Origin of the sequence: unidentified bacterial endosymbiont (assembly GCF_918797525.1) — a bacterium.
GTDB lineage: Bacteria > Pseudomonadota > Gammaproteobacteria > Enterobacterales > Enterobacteriaceae > Enterobacter.
On sequence record NZ_OU963893.1, the window covers coordinates 4280670 to 4299809 of the forward strand.

The 19140-nt window shown below is 53.4% G+C and carries 20 protein-coding genes; 12 read left to right on the plus strand and 8 right to left on the minus strand.

What is annotated here, in order from left to right:
- Positions 1-25: 25 nt before the first annotated feature.
- Genes NL510_RS20490 through NL510_RS20510 form a run of 5 tightly spaced genes read left to right on the plus strand, consistent with a single transcriptional unit; the run spans position 26 to position 5428 of the window.
- Positions 26-1102, plus strand: a complete 1077-nt coding sequence (locus NL510_RS20490; protein ID WP_253379863.1) for a glycosyltransferase family 2 protein — start codon at positions 26-28, stop codon at positions 1100-1102.
- Positions 1099-2214, plus strand: a complete 1116-nt coding sequence (locus NL510_RS20495) for a DegT/DnrJ/EryC1/StrS family aminotransferase (RefSeq protein ID WP_253379865.1) — start codon at positions 1099-1101, stop codon at positions 2212-2214. The genes NL510_RS20490 and NL510_RS20495 overlap by 4 nt, the downstream gene beginning before the upstream one ends.
- Positions 2211-3479 (plus strand): ATP-grasp domain-containing protein, encoded by a 1269-nt coding sequence (locus NL510_RS20500; protein ID WP_253379867.1) that lies wholly within the window; start codon positions 2211-2213, stop codon positions 3477-3479. Before NL510_RS20495 ends, NL510_RS20500 begins: the two co-directional genes overlap by 4 nt.
- Positions 3480-3481: 2 nt before the next feature.
- A complete protein-coding gene (locus tag NL510_RS20505; RefSeq protein ID WP_253379869.1) occupies positions 3482-4681 on the plus strand; it encodes a sulfatase-like hydrolase/transferase in 1200 nt (399 codons plus the stop codon).
- On the plus strand, positions 4682-5428 hold the full coding sequence (locus NL510_RS20510) for a class I SAM-dependent methyltransferase (protein WP_253379871.1): 747 nt from the start codon (positions 4682-4684) through the stop codon (positions 5426-5428).
- 19 nt (positions 5429-5447) lie between these two features.
- On the opposite strand, the gene NL510_RS20515 is transcribed toward NL510_RS20510, so the two are convergent.
- Genes NL510_RS20515 through NL510_RS20550 form a run of 8 tightly spaced genes read right to left on the minus strand, consistent with a single transcriptional unit; the run spans position 5448 to position 12363 of the window.
- Positions 5448-5843: an FAD synthase family protein gene (locus NL510_RS20515; protein ID WP_253379873.1), complete on the minus strand. Its 396-nt coding sequence runs from the start codon at positions 5841-5843 to the stop codon at positions 5448-5450.
- A complete protein-coding gene (fliJ, locus tag NL510_RS20520) occupies positions 5840-6283 on the minus strand; it encodes a flagellar export protein FliJ (protein WP_253379875.1) in 444 nt (147 codons plus the stop codon). Before fliJ ends, NL510_RS20515 begins: the two co-directional genes overlap by 4 nt.
- A gap of 2 nt (positions 6284-6285) precedes the next feature.
- Complete coding sequence (fliI, locus tag NL510_RS20525) at positions 6286-7626, minus strand: flagellar protein export ATPase FliI (protein ID WP_253379877.1); 1341 nt, start codon at positions 7624-7626, stop codon at positions 6286-6288.
- Positions 7619-8329, minus strand: a complete 711-nt coding sequence (gene fliH, locus NL510_RS20530) for a flagellar assembly protein FliH (RefSeq protein ID WP_253379879.1) — start codon at positions 8327-8329, stop codon at positions 7619-7621. The genes fliI and fliH overlap by 8 nt, the downstream gene beginning before the upstream one ends.
- Positions 8330-8332: 3 nt before the next feature.
- Positions 8333-9349, minus strand: a complete 1017-nt coding sequence (locus NL510_RS20535) for a flagellar motor switch protein FliG (protein WP_253379881.1) — start codon at positions 9347-9349, stop codon at positions 8333-8335.
- Positions 9327-10985 (minus strand): flagellar basal-body MS-ring/collar protein FliF, encoded by a 1659-nt coding sequence (fliF, locus tag NL510_RS20540; RefSeq protein ID WP_253379883.1) that lies wholly within the window; start codon positions 10983-10985, stop codon positions 9327-9329. The genes NL510_RS20535 and fliF overlap by 23 nt, the downstream gene beginning before the upstream one ends.
- Positions 10986-10989: 4 nt before the next feature.
- The gene (gene fliE, locus NL510_RS20545; protein WP_253379885.1) at positions 10990-11340 is read right to left on the minus strand and encodes a flagellar hook-basal body complex protein FliE; all 351 of its coding nucleotides are present in this window, start codon (positions 11338-11340) and stop codon (positions 10990-10992) included.
- Positions 11341-11376: 36 nt separating this feature from the next.
- Positions 11377-12363: a sigma-54 interaction domain-containing protein gene (locus NL510_RS20550; RefSeq protein ID WP_253379887.1), complete on the minus strand. Its 987-nt coding sequence runs from the start codon at positions 12361-12363 to the stop codon at positions 11377-11379.
- Between the two features lie 523 nt (positions 12364-12886).
- Between NL510_RS20550 and NL510_RS20555 the strand changes: the two genes are divergently transcribed.
- From NL510_RS20555 to NL510_RS20585, 7 genes are read left to right on the plus strand one after another with little or no spacing between them, the layout of a single operon-like run.
- A complete protein-coding gene (locus NL510_RS20555; RefSeq protein WP_253379889.1) occupies positions 12887-13753 on the plus strand; it encodes a FliM/FliN family flagellar motor switch protein in 867 nt (288 codons plus the stop codon).
- A complete protein-coding gene (locus NL510_RS20560) occupies positions 13746-14117 on the plus strand; it encodes a FliM/FliN family flagellar motor switch protein (protein ID WP_253379891.1) in 372 nt (123 codons plus the stop codon). Before NL510_RS20555 ends, NL510_RS20560 begins: the two co-directional genes overlap by 8 nt.
- On the plus strand, positions 14114-14872 hold the full coding sequence (gene fliP, locus NL510_RS20565) for a flagellar type III secretion system pore protein FliP (protein WP_253379893.1): 759 nt from the start codon (positions 14114-14116) through the stop codon (positions 14870-14872). Before NL510_RS20560 ends, fliP begins: the two co-directional genes overlap by 4 nt.
- A complete protein-coding gene (locus tag NL510_RS20570) occupies positions 14872-15144 on the plus strand; it encodes a flagellar biosynthetic protein FliQ (protein ID WP_253379895.1) in 273 nt (90 codons plus the stop codon). Before fliP ends, NL510_RS20570 begins: the two co-directional genes overlap by 1 nt.
- 1 nt (position 15145) lies before the next feature.
- Entirely contained in the window at positions 15146-15928 is a 783-nt protein-coding gene (gene fliR, locus NL510_RS20575) for a flagellar biosynthetic protein FliR (RefSeq protein ID WP_253379897.1), read from the plus strand.
- The gene (gene flhB, locus NL510_RS20580) at positions 15918-17057 is read left to right on the plus strand and encodes a flagellar type III secretion system protein FlhB (RefSeq protein ID WP_253379899.1); all 1140 of its coding nucleotides are present in this window, start codon (positions 15918-15920) and stop codon (positions 17055-17057) included. The genes fliR and flhB overlap by 11 nt, the downstream gene beginning before the upstream one ends.
- Positions 17041-19134, plus strand: a complete 2094-nt coding sequence (locus NL510_RS20585; protein WP_253379901.1) for a flagellar biosynthesis protein FlhA — start codon at positions 17041-17043, stop codon at positions 19132-19134. Before flhB ends, NL510_RS20585 begins: the two co-directional genes overlap by 17 nt.
- Positions 19135-19140 lie beyond the last annotated feature (6 nt).

Sequence of the window (19140 nt, forward strand, 5' to 3'; positions counted from 1 at the left end):
TATCCGCATCCACAGGATTAACACGATGCCCACGCCTTTAGTCAGTATTATTGTCACCAGTTACAACCATGACAACTTTCTGGAAGAGACTCTGGAAAGTGTATTTAAGCAAACATGGAAAAACAGTGAAGTCATTATTGTTGATGATGCATCTTCTGACAGCTCGGTAAACATCATCCGCAAATATCAAAAAAAATATCACTGCCGCGTCATTTTACGAACCGAAAACTATTATTCGCAGAAACAAAAAAAGGGCGAAAAGCCGATTATTGAGGCAATGAACCTAGCTCAGGGGAAGTACATCGCCGTTGTCGATTCAGATGATATTATTTCCCCGACAAAAATTGCGCACCAGGTCAATTTGCTGGAGAAAAATCCGCAATGCGCAATGTGTTACAGCGCAATCGAGGTCATTATGCCCGATGGATCTCATATTCCTTACAATGAGACCTTTCTTAACGGTAACGTCTTCGAGCATATGCTTATTACAGGAAACCTGAGCCTTTACATCGGTTCGTTAATTCGTCGTGATGCCTATTTAAAAATTGAACGCTCGCATCCCGATCTGGTTCAGGAAGACTGGGATATGTTTTTGAAACTCGCTAAACAAGGTGACTTTATTTCATCAACGCGCATTGTGGCCTATTACCGCCGCCATGACAATAATACCTGGTACAGAAAAGATAATGCCACGCTGATGTATCGCAACAGGATGAGTATCCTGAACTACTGGCAGCATGAACCTGCCTGGGTGAACGCCATGAACCTGCGCTGGAAACAGTACCTTCATGCGGACCATATGCTGGCAAAATGTGATATTGACGCCCTGCTCAAAGAAAACGCAACGGATCCGTTGCTGCATGCGCAGGCGGCGATAGTCGCCATGCAAAATAAAGATACCCACAAACTAAAACAGCATCTGTTACAGGCCATAATCTACAGTGACCCACGGCTGGAGATATTACCCACACTATATCTTCTGGCGATGAAAAATATCAGTGAAGAGAACATCAGAAGCTCAATTCTGACCAGTCTTAAACAGCGTTTGCCCGACCAGTACCCGCACATTTTAGCCTCACTCTCGCAGGTTCCACAGCAATGACACATTCCAGCCCTACGCCGATTACCGTGACCAAACCCTATCTTCCCTGTCTGGAAGAATTTCTGCCCTATCTGCAGGATATCTGGTCCAGCAGGCAGTTGACCAACAATGGGGTAATGCATCAACGTCTGGAAGAAGCGCTCGCCTCTTACCTTAAGGTGCCTTATGTCTCACTGTTTTGTAATGCCACCATTGCACTCATTGTGGCCATGCAGGCATTGAGGATCAAAGGGGAGGTTATTACTACCCCTTACTCGTTTGTCGCCACTGCGCACAGTATTCTGTGGAACCAGTTAACCCCTGTATTTGTGGATATTGATCCGGATACGTTCAATATCAATCCCGCATTAATTGAACCCGCAATCACAGCCAAAACCGGTTTAATCATGCCCGTCCATGTTTACGGCCAGACGTGCCGCACGGCGGAAATTGAGGAGATTTCGAATAACTATGGGATCCCAACGATATATGACGCGGCCCACGCCTTTGCTGTCGAAGATTGCGGCGGCAGCATCCTTCGCCATGGCGATCTGTCAGTGCTCAGCTTCCACGCGACCAAGGTCTTTAACACCTTTGAAGGTGGGGCAATTATTAGCTATGACAAAAAAATTAAAAAACGTATCGATCTGCTTAAAAATTTTGGTATTGCTGATGAATTAACGGTCGTTGCACCCGGCATCAACGGAAAAATGAATGAGGTACAGGCCGCATTTGGGCTGTTACAATTAAAACATGTCGACAGGGCTATTGCTAAACGCCGAAATATCGATCGTCTCTACCGGGAACATCTCGCTGACGTTAAAGGCATATCCATTCCCCGTAATGACCATAACCTCATCAATAACTATAGTTATTTCCCGGTTCTGGTGACGCCAGAATATAAACGTTCGCGGGATGCGTTGTATAACCATTTCCGCCAACACGATATTATTACCCGTCGTTATTTCTACCCGCTCCTCTCTAATCTCAACATGTATCAAAACATGCCTGGGGCCATAAAAGAGAATCTCCCGGTAGCGAACAGCGTCTCAGAGCAAGTGCTCTGTCTGCCTCTCTATCCTGATATGACAGAAGAAGAGATCAACACCGTCATCGGATGTATCAAAGCATGATGAGGGTATTAATATTTCCGGCAGGGACCGAGATTGGTAAAGAGATTTATCACTCCCTGCGTCATCAAAAAAATGTCGAGCAGGTACTCGCAGGCGCTGATTATGACAACCCTGCCCGTCACTCTGGGTGCGGTTACCATATTCTTCCTGATGTTTCCGCAGACGGCTGGCTCACGTCTTTACAGCAACTGCTGCGTGACGAGGAAATTGACGCGATTTTCCCCGCGCACGATGACGCTTTACTGGCTCTTGCGCAGAATCGCAGTCTTCTCTCAGCTACGGTTCTCTGCCCTTCTCAGGAAACGTGCACAATTACCCGCTATAAAAGCCAAACCTACGCGGCGCTTGAGCATGTGATTCCCGTACCGCGCGTGTTTCAGGACGCCAGCGATATTACGCAGTGGCCGGTTTTCGTTAAGCCCGACCGTGGGCAAGGTGCGCAGGGGGCCGTACGAATTGAGACGCCCGCAGCCTTACGCGCCATTCAGGCCCAACGCCAGGGCCTTATCGTCTGCGAATACCTGGATGGCGAAGAATTTACCGTGGACTGTTTTTCCGATCGCCAGCAGGGTTTACTTTTCTGCCAGCCGCGCTCCCGCACCCGCATTCGCGCGGGTATCGCCATGATCTCAACGCTTGTGGATCTCCCGGAGGTTAAAGCGTATGCGCAGGCGATTTCGGCGCACCTGCAACTCTACGGCGCCTGGTTTTTCCAGTTAAAACGTTCTGCGACGGGGGTGCTCACGTTACTTGAAGTCGCTCCGCGAATTGCGGGAACCATGTGCCTGAACCGTATTAACGGTATCAATTTTGCGATGCTGACGCTGTACGAAAGCATGCGCGTAAACATCGCCATGCATCCTGTTTGTCAGGCGCTTCAGGTAACCCGCAGCTTAACTAATCACTATAAGCACGATATCAGGTTCCAGCACCTGTATATTGATTATGATGACACCGTTGTTATTAAAGGCAGGTTGTGTTTACTCGTCATCACTTTTTTGTACAAATGCTTCAATGAAGGTAAAAAAATACATTTAGTGACGCGTCACGCAGGCGATATTGCCCGGGAGTTAAAGCACCGGCGCATCAGCGATCTCTTCGATAGCGTGTCACATTTAAACCAGGATGACAGAAAAAGCAGCGTGATTAAACACCAGGATGCCATTTTTGTAGACGATAGCTTCTCGGAAAGAGCAGAGGTTTATCACGTTAAACAGATACCGGTCTTTGATATTTCTATGCTTGAACTGTTCATGGGTGAATAATAATGAAAAAGAATATTATATTTCTGCATCTTGAGAGCTTAAATCATACCATCTTCAGCCATCGTCAATGGTTTCCCTTTCTGAACAAACTGTATTCGCAATCAATCAGGCTGAATAATTTTGTGTCCAGCGCCACATCGTCCCTTATGGCCTTCAGCGATCTGCTCCATGGCGACGACGATACTTTGGAACATAATACGCAGCTTGAAACCGACATCACGGTGCGTCGGCCATGCCCGTCTCTGTTTGATTCTTTAAAACAACACGGCTATACCACTGCGGGAATGGGATACCCCAGGAACTGGGCGAATGTAGACGCCCTGTGGAGTGAAAAAGAGACTTTTAACTGGTACGAGACATCCAAAGAGATGTTCGCAGACATGGCCGGCATTATCACCCAGGAACAACCCTTTGCGCTCTATTTATGGAATTTAAGCAGCCATCTCTGCTATTACGATGAGATTAAAAGCGCGGGTGGCAATAGCCTGGAAAGATGGCAACGAGGTTATCAAAGCATGGATTTGATGGTCGGCCAGACCATCAAAATGCTCATCGAGGCGCAAAAACTGCAAGATACAATAATCATCGGGTTTGGCGATCATGGTGATGATTTCTGGGGCCATGGCTTTAACGGTGGATATGCACATGGCATTGAACCCTATACGTCGCTGGTGCATACCCCGGCATTTATCTTCTGTCCGGGAATGAAATCCACCGATTTGAACCATATGGTGAGCATGGTCGATCTGCGCAATACCGCGCTGGCATTATTAAATCTTCCCTCATCACAGGCTGTCGATCGCTTTTTTGCCTTAACCCCTCAACGCCAGGTTTGTTATAGCCGTAATCTGTTTGCGAAACAGAAAAGTCAGGATAAGGGTAGCCCATTAAAAAAAGGCTATGCCATTACATCTGCAGACCTTCATCTACTGAAGGTGGATGATAAATCCCGGCTATTTTTATGGAAAGTGGATCCAGCCAATCAACTGGATATATTACCTTTGATTAAGCATGATAAATCGGGAAAACCCTTTATCGACCTCGAAAAAGCCAACCGGCAACGCACCGGTGGAGCCCATCCGCATATTAAACACTTCTTCTCCTCTGAAATGGCATTACTGCTCAATGAACAGTATCGCGCCATGCATGAGCAGCTCTCAACCTGGATGGATAAAAAGAAAAAGCTAGCCGAAGCAAACTAAATGAACGGGAAAATCATGAATTTATTCACAACAGAAACACCGAAATGCAAAATTTGTCTCACCTCCTCTTTACTCTATGGCGTTACCGACTTTAACACCTCGTGTTATGGCAGCAACGTCCACAGATATAATTATCCCCTGAGCGGGCATGCTATCTATTATTACAGATGCCCGCACTGTGGCTTGATCTACACTCACGCTTTTGATGGATGGTCAAACGACGATTTTTTAACCCATATTTATAATGATGAATATGTCAAATACGATCCCAATTTTGTATCAGGCAGAGCCGAGCACAACTTCAAATTATTATGCTCAGCATTTAAGGATATAAAAAAGATACATGCGCTTGATTTTGGCTGCGGCGACGGGCAACTGGTGAATTTACTTAAGAAGGCGGGGGCGGACATCACGGGCTGGGATCCTTTTAACCACGCTTCCCCCATGCCAGATGATACCTTCGAGTTTATCACCTCGTTTGAGGTCATGGAACATACGACAGATCCCGTCAATACCGTGGCGACGATCGGCGCATTGTTAGATGAACACCGCGGCAAATATTTTTTCTCGACGCTGACAAATGATTTACACCAAAATGAGCTGATGAACTTTTGGTATATCGCCCCACGAAATGGGCATGTCACTCTTTACTCTGAGAAATCGCTGGATATTTTATTTAAGACATTCGGCATGAGAGTCAAACATATCTCTGAACTTTACCATCTCGCATACAAGTGTCGCGAATGAGCATCATCGCTGAACCCTGTTATTTATAGCGCTTCGCCACCTCGATAATCGAGGTGGTGGATATTGAAGGCGTTCTTGGAAAATAGATAACCTCGCAAAGCGAAGCAAAACCATCAAATTTGCCCGCCCAGTCGTCGCCCATCACCAGTATGTCGGCGCTAAAACGGCGAATATACTGCGCTTTTTTCTCCAGCGACTCTTCAAGAAAAACGGCGTCGACACATTTTAATCCTGAGACAATTCCCATGCGATCGTCCTGGGAGTAGATCGGCGCCCGCCCTTTTTTCTTGATGTTAAGGGAATCAGAGGAGACGCCGACCACCAGTTGTTCTCCGAGTAACCTGGCCCGCTCCAGAATCCGTAAATGCCCAATATGGAAAACGTCAAACGTCCCGAAGGTAATAATGGTTTTCATCGCCGATCCTGCCCTCTGTTACGTAGCCAGCACTGGACGGCTATCTCATCCACCGACTTTTGCTCCCGCGTGCTGGCGTCATACTGCAGTTCGTTACGCCTTTCATCCAGCGTCATGGCGACCACCTTTTCCTGACAGGCGGCGGTGGCGAGGTTCTTCTGAATACGCTCCTCTTTGATTTTCGCCAGCGTCTGCTCCTGCTCCTGCCAGGCGATCACCTTGCGCAACGTGCCCTTATAGCCGGTCACGTTTTTTAGCGACTCAACGCAGGGCGCCCCGCCTCCGGAAGAAGTTTTCTGGACCAGATAGCCCAGCGCTTTAATGTTATTTTCGTACCCGACGCACACCTGCTGCTGTTTCGCCAGCTGCGCGGTCATGTCTTTTACCGTTTTGTCACGCAGGCGCTGAAGCTGCGCCAGGGTATCAATGATCTGCCGCATCGTTACTTACCTTCCGTTTTTTTGGCTACCGGGAACAGGGTGTGCAGACGGTTGAGCACCAACTCCAGGGAGGCGGGTTCGTTCACCTCCTGACGCAGGAAACGTTCAATCGCCGGATGAAGTTTGACCGCCTTATCGACCCCCGCATCAGCACCTGCGACATAGCCGCCGAGCGGGATCAACGGCTTGATCTCCATCCAGGTGGCGTAATTTTGCTTTAACAACCGGGCGGCCTGCTGATGTTCGCGGCTGGTCACCTGGGTCATACAGCGGCTGATCGACTGGCCGATATCAATTGCCGGGTAGTGCCCCGCCTCCGCCAGCTTGCGGGTCAGTACGATATGGCCGTCAAGCACCGCGCGCGCGCAGTCGACGATGGGATCTTGCTGATCGTCCCCTTCCGCCAGCACCGTGTAAATAGCGGTCATAGAGCCGTTGCTTTCACTGTTGCCCGCGCTCTCCACCAGCCGCGGGATCATGCCGAACGCTGACGGTGGATAGCCTTTGGTGGCAGGCGGTTCACCCAGCGAAAGCGCAATTTCGCGTTGCGCCATCGCGTAGCGGGTCAGGGAGTCCATCAGGAGCAAAACGTGATGACCGCGATCGCGAAACCAGGCGGCAAGGGAGTGGCATAACTCGGCGGCTTTAAGCCGCATCAACGGCGATTCATCCGCCGGTGCCGCCACGATAATCGACTTTGCCAGCCCCTCCGCCCCCAGCGAATGGTCGATAAACTCTTTCACTTCGCGGCCGCGCTCGCCGATCAGGCCAACGATGACAATGTCGGCTTTGGTCTGGCGGGTTATCATCCCCAGCAGCACGCTTTTACCCACGCCGCTACCGGCCATCAACCCCACGCGCTGCCCTTTGCCAATGGTGAGCAACCCATTAATGGCCTTCACCCCCACGTCCAGCGGCTGCTGCACAGCCTGGCGGGTAAGCGGGTTAATGGATGGCGCCAGGGGGGGCAGAACGTCGCTTCCCGTCAGGCGCCCCTTCCCGTCCAGCGGCTCGCCAAGGCCATTCACCACGCGCCCCAGCCAGCTGTCGCTGACCAGAACCTCCTGGGCTTTCTCTTCCGGGAATACGCGTGCGCCCGCCATCAAACCGACAGGGTGTTTGAAGGGCATCAGGTAGGTGATTTCGCGGTTGAAGCCCACCGCCTGGGCGTCGATCAAGGTGCGATCGGCGCTCTCAATCCGGCACAGCTGGCCGGTCACCAGCGGGCAGCCGATGCTCTCAAGCAGAATGCCGTTAACGCGCACCAGCCGCCCGGCCACCCGGGCCAGCGGGATCGTCTCCAGCGAGCGCAGCGCGTTATCTAAGGGAGAAACGTCACTCACCCTGAGGCTCCGGCGCCAGCGTCTCATTCAGGGCGCTCATGCACTGCTCAAGACGGTGCTCACAGCCGATGTCCAGTTCCGATGTCTCGGTAATGACCCGGCACTCGCCGGCCTGCAGATCAGGCGAGGGGGTCAGCCCCCATTCATTGACCTTTTCCGGCGCCGCATGTTTGAGGCGGTTGAACTCCTCAAGGCTAAGCAGCACCTGCAACGAGGCCGGGGTGGCGGGTAGAGCCGAGAGCGCCTCTTCCACCAGCGAGAGTAGCTGCGTTGGCTGTAATGCCAGTTCGCAGCGAATCACCTGGCGGGTGACCTTCTCAACCAGTTGCAGCAACTCTTCGCGCTGTTTGCGCTGGACGTGCGCCAGATAGTCATTAACCCTGGCGGAAATTGTCTCCAGCGGCCCGGCGGCGAGCGCGAACTGCTTGCGTCCCTCCTGCTGACCGGCCAGGCTGCCTTCGGTGTAGCCCTCGCGACGTCCCTCATCAAAACCTTTTTGCCGCCCTTCCTGAAAACCCTGCTCATGGCCTTCGCTCATCCCCTGCCCAAAGCCTTTTTGCAGCCCTTCCTGGAAGCCGTCCATGAGCTGTCGCTGATAGTCTGCCGGGGAGATACCGGCTGACAGCGGTTCGCTTTGCAGCGCCCGCTGACGCGGCGGGAAGCGGTGTAAACGGTAGCGGCCGCGCATCGTTTCAAGTGCCATGATTTACTCCGCAGTCTGTTCGGCAAAGAGCTGAAGCTGGATGTCACCGGCCTCTTCCAGCTCGCGGGCGATGGCCATGATCTCCCGGCGGATCTGCTCAATACGGCTGACCGGAACCGGCCCCAGCCGGGCGGTGATGGACTCAAGCTGTTGTACCTGACGCTTGGGCATCACGGCGAAAATAGAGCGACGAAGCAGGGCTTCGGTGCCTTTCAGCGCCACGGCCCAGTCCTCCATCGGCACCTCTTCCAGCAGACGTCGGCGCACCTCCTCGCTCTGACGGCTGAGGATAAAGAAGTCGTACATCTCATCCTGCAGTTGCTCAAGAACCTCTTCATCGCGCTCGCGTAGCTGATCGAGGATCACCTGCTGGTTGCCCTGGAAGCGGTTGACGATATCTGCCGCCTGCTTGATCCCTTTCACTTTCGAACCGTGCTCGGAGAGTACCGACAATCCGCGCTCAATCAGGCGATCCAGTTCATCCACCACGTCACGGTTTACGTCGCTCAGTTTCGCGACCCGGTAGAGGATCTCGTTCTGCGCTGCTTCGCTCATGTAAGAGAGCACGGTAGCGGAGATCTCCGGCGTCAGAAACGCCAGAAATACCGCCTGCAGTTGCAGATGCTCTTCTTCGATCAGGATCGCCAACTGACGTGGTTCAACCCACTGCAGGCGCGCCATACGCGAACGGATCTCATCCCCGTAAATGCCGTTGATAACACTGCTGGCGATTTCCGTGCCCAGCGCCTTGTTGAGGATCGCCTGCAGCATCGATCGCGAGGCGCCGTTGATGCCGCTCTGCTCGCGGAACTCATCAAAAAAGTTGTTGATGACTTTGCGCGCCATGCTGGTTTTCACCCCGGACAGGCGCGCCATATTTTCACTCAGGCGTACCACCTCTTCACGGCTGAGCTTTTGCATCACCGTGGCCGCCGCTTCTTCGCCCAGGCACAGCAGCAAAATGGCGGCTTGTTCGAGATAGCTGTTGGTACTGCCGTTACTTGTTGTCAATTCGCTCATTGCTGGTAATCCATTGTCTGAGAACGTCCGCCACGCGATCGGTATCGCTCATCGCCAGTTTTTTCAGGAACTCGAGCTTCACTTCGAGGCCAGAACTTTGGGAAGGCAGGCTTTCATCGCCCGGGAAAGAGGGCAGTTCACTGCTTTTGCGCTCGTCATCCGTCGCGGTGACCGTAGATGCGATGGTCGCAACCGGCTCCAGAACAGGCGTCGGCGCGAGCTGGCGAAGGGCGGTCAGCCGCTTCATCAGCGGACGTACCACAAACAACAACAGCAGTAATGCCAGCACGCCGCAGCCAATCATCCGTACCCACGCCAGCACGCTCTCATCCTTCCACAGCGGGATAACCGGCTCGACAGGAACCTTCTGCGCCACAAAGTTGAGCAAGGATAGCGACAGGTTATCTCCACGCTTCTCGTCAATACCGGCGGCATTATTCAGCAGCCCGGTGAGCTGGCTGGTCTGCTCCGTCTTCCAGTTTTTCAGCGCTGGCGCGCCCTGGTTAAGCACCACCGCCACGTTCAACCGTTTCACCGCAAAGCCGGGATGCTGGATATGCTGAACGCTGCGGTCCCAGGCGTAGTCGCGCTTGTTTTCATTGTGCTGCGACAGCGCCTGCGGCTGGCCGTCGTTTGCCGCCGTCGTGGCGGCATTGCCGGTAGTCTGGTTGGGCGCAATCGGCGGACGGTTGCTTAAGGCGCCGGGAATGCCCATCGCAATCTGGTTGGTGTCGCTGTCCTGGATGGTCTCTTCGCGGTTGACCTTCGGCTCGTCGCCGTAGTGCTCCTGAGTCTCGTCAATGTTGCTCAGATCAAGATCCGGCATCACGCTCACCCGGTAGTTGCCCGTTCCTACCAGCGGATCCAGCACGTTGGCGATGCTGGCGCGGGTTTTATCCTGCACATCTTTGAGGATTTGGTCGTGCTTGCGGGTCGTGGCGGAGACCGCTTCGCCGGAGCCAATGCCGTCCGTCAGCAGGTTTCCAGCCTGGTCGACCACGCTCACCCGTGAGGGCTTCAGCCCCGGAATACTGCCGGAGACCAGATGCACAATGGCGTTCACCTGGTCCATATCCAGCTTCGCGCCGTAATGCAGATGCACCACTACCGAGGCGCTATTCTGCGGCTGATCGCTGACCACGAAGGCGCTGTCTTCATTCAGAGCAAGGTGAACGCGCGCGCTTTCCACCGCATCCAGCGCCATGATGGTTTGCGCCATCTCCCCTTCGAGGCTGCGCTTGTAGCGAATGTTCTGCACGAACTGGCTACTGCCCAGCACTTCGTCTTTATCCATCAGCTCATAGCCGTTGGGCAGAATGGCCTGTACGCCCTTAGCCGCAAGGGTCATGCGCGTTTTCGATAATGTCTCCTCCGGGACCAGGATCTGCCCGCTTTGCGGATCGATGCGGTACGCCAGCTTTTCGCCGTCCAGCACGGTGACGATCTGCGAAACGGGCAGATTTTCCTGGCGTCCATACAGCGAAACGTAGCCCTGATTGCTGTTCCACAGCAGGCTGACAATAATGGCCGTCGCCGCAACTGCGGCGCCTGCCAGCAGCATCCAACGCTTGTTGCCATCCAGCCGCAGAGAGAATGCCGGCAGGGCGTGCGTTAATTTCTTAATCAGTTCATTCATGGCGTTAGATAGACATGCTCATCAGATCGTTAAATCCGGTGGCGATTTTGTTACGCACCTGAACCAGCGCCGAGAACGACAGGCCGGCCTGTTGGCTGGCGATCATTGCGCCCGCCAGATCGTCGCTTTTCCCCATATCCACCGCCGTCTGCTTCTGTTCCGCCACCTGCTGGAACTGGTCGACGTGGCTCAGCGCCCCTTGCATGATGCGGTCAAATGAAACCGACGAAGCGTTGTCGGTTGCCCCCGTCCACGCTGGGAAAACAGGCGCCTCGGCGACGGACTGCATCTGCTGCATTTCCCGCAGCATCTGCGCCTGCATCGTACCGGCTGGGTGTATGTTGGTTATGCTCATGATCGACTCTTAAAATGAAGTGGGTTTCGGGGCGGCTCAGGAGAGAATTTCTATGCCCTGTTTTCGCATGGACGCCAGACGATAACGTAGCGCACGCGGGGTAATGCCTAATAAATCAGCGATCTTACTTTTATTGCCGTGGTATTTGCGCATCAGATCGGCAATGTACTCATACTGCGCGCTGCGGCCGTGCTGGCCCAGATTGTCGCAGTTGCTGACAACCAAACGCGGCGGCGATGACCATTGTTTCTCCACGCCATCGTCGCTGTTAACTGAAGGTAGCCCTAAGGTGTCGGGATAAATCACCCCATCACGGCTGAGGATCATTCCACGCTGGATCGCATTTTCGAGCTGACGGACGTTGCCCGGCCAGCAATAGTTCAGCAACGCGCGGCAGGTAGATTCCGCCAGCCGAATATTCTTCACCAGCACCGGGGAATATTTTTTAATAAATGACTCAGCCAGCGGAATAATATCCTGTGAGCGCTCGCGCAGAGGGGGAATATTGACCGGCACCACGGACAGACGATAATAGAGATCTTCACGAAAACGCCCGGCGGCCACTTCCTGCTCCAGGTTTTTATTGGTACAGGCAATTAAGCGGAAATTGAGCTTAATCTGCCGATTGCTGCCCAGCCGTTCAACCTGCTGCTCCTGCAAGACGCGTAATATTTTCGCCTGCAACACCAGCGGCATATCGCCAATTTCATCCAGTAATAACGTGCCGTTATTGGCAAGTTCCATTTTTCCTGGTACGGCGGTCACCGCGCCGGTAAAGGCCCCTTTCTCGTAACCGAACAGGATGGCTTCGAGCATATTTTCCGGAATGGCGGCGCAGTTCACCCCGATATAGGGCGCATTCTCGCTGTGGCCAAAGGCGGTGGTGTGAATAAACTTTGCAACACACTCTTTACCCGTTCCGGTTTCGCCCTGAATAAGCACAGGAACATTAAAAGCGGCAACGCGCTTCGCCAGCGAAAAGGCATTAATACTGGAAGATGCTTCAGCAATAAGTTCTAACATGATTATTTACACTTAGCGGTGGCAGAATTAACATCCGTTACGGGAAAGAGGCAACATATGTCTGGACACAATGCTTAACCCAGCGTGTTGACGGTGAAACTCAAATAAGGTTTTCCTGTAAAACAGTACCATTAGTACGATTAACAATCCTGAATTAAACCTTTATAAAAACATTATTCATGCAAAAACAGCAAGTTATATGATAATTTATAACAAAAAGGGGAAAGCCCACCAGGCGTAAAACGCGATCTGGCGCACACAAAAAACCGCCTCTGAATAGTTAATTATTTTTTAATTAGATTCTAAAAACATTAATAACTTGCAGAATGCGAGAGTGGATTATTAAATATCGCTCCTGGTTCAAAGATGAGTTCAGGCACGTAACCGTAATCGGATAACAACTTACCAGAGCAATAGCGACAGGGATGAGCAGTTTCTTAAATCTAAATCCATTATTTTTGCTTACCGCGGGGATATTTATTAGTACAACCGCTCAAAAACATCAAAGCAGAGAAAGCGTATCATGCTGAAGTACAGTCAAACACCCGGCATCTTCAAACTGGAAGGTAACAGACTTGGGCGTCCCTACCATCGTCTGCCGACGATGTTTACGGGTAATTTTGACACAATTGAATCACATCTCGGAAACTATTTTCTCAAAAAACATCGCACGAACATTACGCTAAAAAAAATTAACTGTGAGATGGATGTGGTAAATAAAAGTGCGGACCTGATGGTATCCCAGGTGGGGCATCTGGCATTTGATATTGACCGTTCTCTGTTGCTCACGCTGTTAAGTAATTTTTACGGTCTGGAAACGGCGTTGGCGGAAATAAACGTGCACGATGATCTACCGACCAAAACAGAAACGCGGCTGAAAAGCCGGCTGGCGCTGGAGGTGAGTAATCTTATTTTCAATAACAATACGTCCGGGATCCCGCTGACGCTAAAGCTTGACAGCAGTACCGTACAAACGCACTGGGCGTATCAGCTTACTTTTGTGCTGGGCGATAATGACGATTGCAGCTTTCGCATTTTACTCGATGACGCCCACACGGATTACATTCTCAACCTGATCCGCCGCAGCGAACATCCTCAGGGGAAGCCGTCTGCGGATAAGGCAAGCGTCGACATTGAGAAAAAAACGCTCATAAAAGAGATCGTTAATACGCTACCGCTAAAAATGCAGGTGAAAATCGCCGTGCTGTCATTAAGCGTGGCCGATATTACCACCATTACGCCAGGCGATATTTTGCCGTTTACGCTTCCCGACAGTTTCCCGGTATTTATCGGGAAATCCGAATTATTTTCCGCCCTGATCGTAGAGGATAAAGACAAACTGTTTTTATCCGAGCTTACGAGCAAGACATCTGAGAAATCCTATGAGTAAGCAAGAAGATATTTTTGAACAAGGTTTCGAACTCAATACCGATGCCGCTGACGCGCCCGCCCAGTCCGTTGCCGAAACGCGGGAGTCTCGCTCAGAGGATCGTTTTTCCGATTCCATGACCCTGCTAAGGCGCATTCCGGTCACGCTGACGCTGGAGGTCTCGTCGGTGGAAGTGATGCTCGCCGACCTGCTGAACATCAACGACGACACGGTGATTGAGCTGGATAAGCTCGCCGGCGAGCCGCTGGATATCAAGGTTAATAATATCCTGCTGGGCAAAGCCGAAGTGGTGGTGGTCAATGAAAAGTACGGCCTGCGGGTGCTGGAATTTAACGCTCACGACTTCAACGACCTGACGCCATGAAACTCGCGGTAAAACTCACGCTCGCGCTGGGTCTCTCCCTGCTCGTCATCTCGCCCTTCGCCTGCGCGCAGGGCGGCGATATTCCGTTGCTGAACGTGGTCACCCACGGCGCGAATCAGGAATACAGCGTCAAAATTCAGGTCTTGATCCTGATGACCCTCGTCGGACTGTTGCCGACGCTGGTGCTGATGATGACCTGCTTTACCCGGTTCATTATCGTGCTTTCTCTGTTACGCCAGGCGCTGGGCCTGCAGCAGACGCCGCCGAACCGCATCCTGATTGGCATCGCGTTGTCGTTAACCATGCTGGTTATGCGCCCGATCTGGATCAACATTTACGACCACGCCGTCGTGCCGTTTGAAAACGACACCATGAGTCTTTCTGAGGCGCTGAGCACCGCCGCCACGCCGTTAAAACGCTTTATGCTGGCGCAGACCAACAAAAAGGCGATGGCGCAAATCATGACCATCGCCAACGCTAAAGGCGAAGCCACCGACCAGGATCTGTCAATCGTCGTGCCCGCCTACGTACTCAGCGAGCTAAAAACCGCCTTTCAGATTGGCTTTATGATCTATATCCCGTTCCTGGTGATTGACCTGATTGTCGCCAGCGTGCTGATGGCAATGGGGATGATGATGCTGTCGCCGCTGATCGTCTCCCTGCCCTTTAAGCTGATGCTGTTCGTGCTCATCGACGGCTGGTCGCTGACCGTGGGTACGCTCACCGCCAGCATCCGCGGGCTGGGGCTGGGCTAATGTTAACTATCGATGTTGCTGCAGATATCGTCGCCAGCGGGATTAAAGTCGTGATTGTGCTGGTGTGCCTGTTGGTCGTGCCGAGCCTGCTGGTCGGCCTGCTGGTAAGTATTTTCCAGGCGGTGACCCAAATCAACGAACAGACGCTGAGCTTTCTGCCGCGCCTGATTGTCACGCTGGCGGTACTGGGCGTATGCGGAAAATGGATGATTGTTCAACTGGACGATCTCTGTATTCATCTGTTCACCCAGGCTGCGATGCTGGTGCACTGAGATGCGCGTAACCGATATCACCCAGCTTGCCAGCCTGGTGCTGGGACTGTGGTTCCCCTTTGTGCGCATTATGGCGTTTATTCGCTACGTGCCGGTCTTTGATAATGCCGCGCTGACGATGCGCATGCGCGTTATTTTATCGCTGGCGCTGGCCATTGTGATCACCCCGATGATCCCGCATCCCGTCCCCGACAGCCTGCTGTCGCTAAACAGCCTGATCCTGACGGCGGAGCAGATCCTCTGGGGCATGTTGTTCGGCCTGATGTTCCAGTTTCTGTTTCTGGCGTTACAGCTTGCCGGCCAGATCCTCTCCTTCAACATGGGGATGAGCATGGCGGTGATGAACGATCCGGGCAGCGGAGCCTCCACCACGGTACTGGCCGAGCTGATTAACATCTACGCGGTGATCCTCTTTTTCGCGATGGACGGCCATCTGCTGCTGGTGAGCGTGCTGTATAAGAGCTTTACCTACTGGCCCATCGGCAACGCTCTGCATCCCCAGAGCCTGCGCACCATTGCGCTGGCTTTTAGCTGGGTGCTGGGTTCGGCGATGCTGCTGGCGCTCCCCACCACCTTCATCATGCTGATTGTTCAGGGCTGCTTCGGCCTGCTTAACCGCATCGCGCCGCCGCTGAACCTCTATTCGCTGGGCTTTCCGATCAACATGCTGGCCGGGCTTGTCTGCTTCGCCACCCTGCTTTACAGCCTGCCCGGCCATTACCTGCACCTGGCGAACTTCATCTTACGGCAGCTCGACGCGCTGAAGGGACACTATGGCGGATAGCAGCAGCGAAGAAAAAACAGAAAAACCCTCGGCGCAAAAGCGGCGCAAAGCCAGAGAAGAGGGGCAGATCCCACGTTCAAAGGACATGGGACTGGCCGCCACGCTGTTTGCCGCCTTTATGGTTATCTCCAGCAGCTTTCCCTGGTATGAGGATTTCGTGCGCGAAAGTTTTATCAGCGTCCACCAGTACGCGCAGGCCATTAACGATCCGGGCATCATCGGGCAGTTCCTGCGCCACCACCTGCTGATTTTGGCCAAATTTATCCTCACCCTGCTGCCGATCCCCGCCGCCGGGCTGGTGTCATCGTTAATTCCCGGCGGCTGGCTGTTCCTGCCGACGAAAATCTTGCCCGACTTCAGCAAGATAAGTCCGCTGAAGGGTATTGGACGATTGTTCTCGGCGGAACATCTGCTGGAGACCGGCAAGATGGCCGTCAAGGCCGTGATTGTGCTGGTGATGCTGTGGCTGAGCGTGCGCAATAACATTGGCGCATTTCTCGGGCTGCAGACGCTGTGGTTTAAGCAGGCGGTCAGCGACGGCCTGGCGCTCTATAGCAGCGTGATGCGTAACTTCGTCATCCTGTTCATCTTCTTTGCCGTCATCGACGTGCCGCTGGCGAAAACGATGTTCACCAAAGGGCTGAAGATGACCAAACAGGAGGTGAAGGAGGAGTACAAAAATCAGGAAGGGAAACCTGAGGTCAAGGCGCGCGTGCGTCGCCTGCAGCGACAGATGGCAATGGGGCAGATCCGCAAGGTCGTACCGAAAGCCGACGTGGTGATAACCAACCCTACCCACTATGCGGTGGCGCTGCGCTATGACCAGTCCCGCGCCGTCGCGCCGTTTGTGGTTGCGAAAGGCACTGATGAAATCGCCCTGTACATTCGTAAGGTGGCGGCCGAGCACAAGGTTGAAGTGGTGGAATTTCCGAAGCTGACCCGCTCCGTCTACTACACCACGCAAATCAATCAGCAGATCCCGTTTCAGCTTTATCGGGCGATCGCCCATGTGCTGACTTACGTATTGCAGATGAAACACTGGCGTGAGGGCGTGCAGCCCCGTCCGTCACTGAACAGACATATGTCCATTCCAAAAGAGGTTCTTAAACTGGATGCCGAAAACAATTAAGCAATTTTTGACGCTACTGCGTAACGGCAATATCGGCGTGCCGCTGGTCATACTCTCTATTCTGGCAATGGTGATCCTGCCGCTGCCGCCGGCGCTGCTGGACATTCTGTTCACCTTTAATATTGTGCTGGCGGTAATGGTGCTGCTGGTCGCCGTGTCCGCGAAGCGACCTCTTGAGTTCAGCCTGTTCCCGACCATCCTGCTGATCACCACCCTGATGCGCCTGACGCTGAACGTGGCCTCCACGCGCGTGGTGCTCCTGCACGGCCATTTGGGCGCGGGTGCAGCCGGTAAAGTGATCGAGTCCTTCGGCCAGGTGGTGATCGGCGGTAACTTTGTTGTCGGTTTCGTGGTGTTTATCATCCTGATGATCATCAACTTCATCGTTGTCACCAAAGGCGCAGAGCGTATTTCCGAGGTCTCAGCCCGCTTTACCCTTGATGCGATGCCCGGCAAGCAGATGGCGATCGACGCCGACCTTAACGCCGGGTTGATCAACCAACAGCAGGCGCAGACACGGCGTAAAGATGTCGCCAGCGAAGCCGACTTTTATGGCGCCATGGACGACGCGTCGAAGTTTGTGCGCGGGGACGCCATTGCCGGGATGATGATTCTGGCGATCAACCTGATCGGCGGCGTGTGCATCGGGATCTTCAAATACGATTTGAGCGCCGACGCCGCGTTCCAGCAGTACGTGCTGATGACTATCGGCGATGGTCTGGTGGCGCAGATCCCGTCCCTGCTGCTCTCTACCGCCGCCGCGATTATCGTTACCCGCGTCAGTGATAACGGCGATATTGCCTCGGACGTTCGCAGCCAGCTGTTGGCCAGCCCTTCAGTGCTCTATACCGCAACGGCCATCATGTTTGTGCTGGCGGTAGTGCCGGGAATGCCTCACTTTCCGTTCCTCATGTTCACCGGTCTGCTGGGCTTTACCGCGTGGCGGATGAGCAAGCGCCCGGAGGCGGCCGGAGCGGAGGAGAAAAACCTTGAAACGCTGAGCAAAACCATTACCGAGACCAGCGTCCAGCAGGTCAACTGGGAGACGATCCCACTCATCGAACCGATAAGCCTGAGCCTGGGCTATAAGCTGGTTTCACTGGTGGATAAAGCCAAAGGCAACCCGCTTACCCAGCGTATTCGCGGCGTGAGACAGGTGATTTCCGACACCAACGGGGTACTGCTGCCGGAGATCCGCATTCGGGAGAACTTCCGCCTGAAGCCCAGCCAGTATGCGATTTTCATTAACGGCATTAAGGCTGACGAGGCGGATATTCCCGCCGATAAACTGATGGCGCTGCCCTCAAGTGAAACTTACGGTGAGATAGACGGGGTATTAGGCAACGATCCGGCCTATGGCATGCCGGTGACCTGGATCCAGCCCGCGCAGAAGGCGAAAGCGCTGAATATGGGCTACCAGGTGATCGACTGCGCCAGCGTCATTGCTACCCACGTCAACAAAGTGGTGCAGCGCTACATTCCGGACCTTTTTAACTACGATGACATTACGCAGTTGCACAACCGCCTCTCTTCGATGGCGCCACGGCTGGCGGAAGACCTCAGCACCGCGCTCAACTACAGCCAGCTTTTGAAAGTTTACCGGACGCTACTGACCGAGGGGGTTTCGCTCCGCGATATTGTGACCATCGCCACCGTGCTGGTGGCGAGCAGTGCGGTCACGAAAGATCACATTCTGCTCGCCGCAGACGTGCGTCTGGCCTTGCGCCGTAGCATTACCCATCCGTATGTGCGCAAAGGCGAGCTGGCGGTTTATACCCTTGATAACGAGCTGGAGAATTTGCTGTCGAACGTGGTGAACCAGGCGCAGCAGACCGGAAAAGTGATGCTGGACAGCGTGCCGGTCGATCCCAATATGCTCAACCAGTTCCAGAGCAATATGCCGCAGATAAAAGAACAGATGAAAGCGGCGGGCAAGGAGCCAGTGCTGCTGGTGGCGCCGCAGCTACGTCCGCTGCTCGCGCGCTATGCTCGCCTGTTCGCCCCGGGGCTGCACGTTCTTTCTTATAACGAAGTCGCAGATGATCTCGAGCTGAAAATCATGGGGACATTAAGCTAACGCTAC